Source organism: Wolbachia endosymbiont of Tuta absoluta (assembly GCF_059414725.1).
In genome coordinates this window covers 1-660 of sequence record NZ_JBNRJY010000774.1, presented here as the reverse complement: position 1 = coordinate 660, position 660 = coordinate 1, and the positions used below count along the sequence as shown (strand labels likewise).

Annotated in this window: 1 protein-coding gene; it reads right to left on the bottom strand. The window is 39.5% G+C overall.

Features of this window, described 5'->3' with window-relative positions; translation table 11 throughout:
• Positions 1–436: 436 nt before the first annotated feature.
• On the bottom strand, positions 437–660 hold a 224-nt coding region (locus tag ACJ5GX_RS08025), incomplete at its 5' end, for a hypothetical protein (RefSeq protein ID WP_495292889.1).

Below are 660 nucleotides of genomic sequence, written 5' to 3'. Positions count from 1 at the left end.
GTAATACTCACGGTGACCATGAGCGTAGACTCCGCGTTTGCGACCAACACAAACACGTCTGCGTCCAGGCAGTATTTGTCGATCGATCGTATCTTTATTGAATTTGTTGTGTGTGACATTTAAAAAACAACGGAATTTGTTATCTCTACATCGAAATTCATAATACTGCAATTTGGATTCATAATGACAAATGAATAATCATAGAATGCCCGCTATAAAAGTGATGATGTTGTAGATTTAAGCTCAATTAAATTCACAATTTACATACTAGTAATCAAATAGTGAAATCACAAGACGGCAAAGAGAAAGACTCCAAAGAACAAAGAATGAAATATGTCAAAATTATTTTGAGGTTCCATTGCAACTGAAACATTTGCGCAGAAATACTATTGTCATTCCAGTGCCCAGACACTGGAAATTGATTGTAAACAGCACGCTATACAACAATTTCGATTAAAAAACTGTTCAAGCACTGGAATGACACTAACCCACTCTCCAGTGTTATTCCAAGACTGGATCGATCGACAAATACTGCCTGGACGCAGACGTGTTTGTGTTGGTCGCAAATGCCGAGTCTACGCTCATGGTCACCGTGAGTATTACTGAGTACATCAACAGCACCACAGTCCACTACTGGACATGCGCCTACTGGTAGGTAGC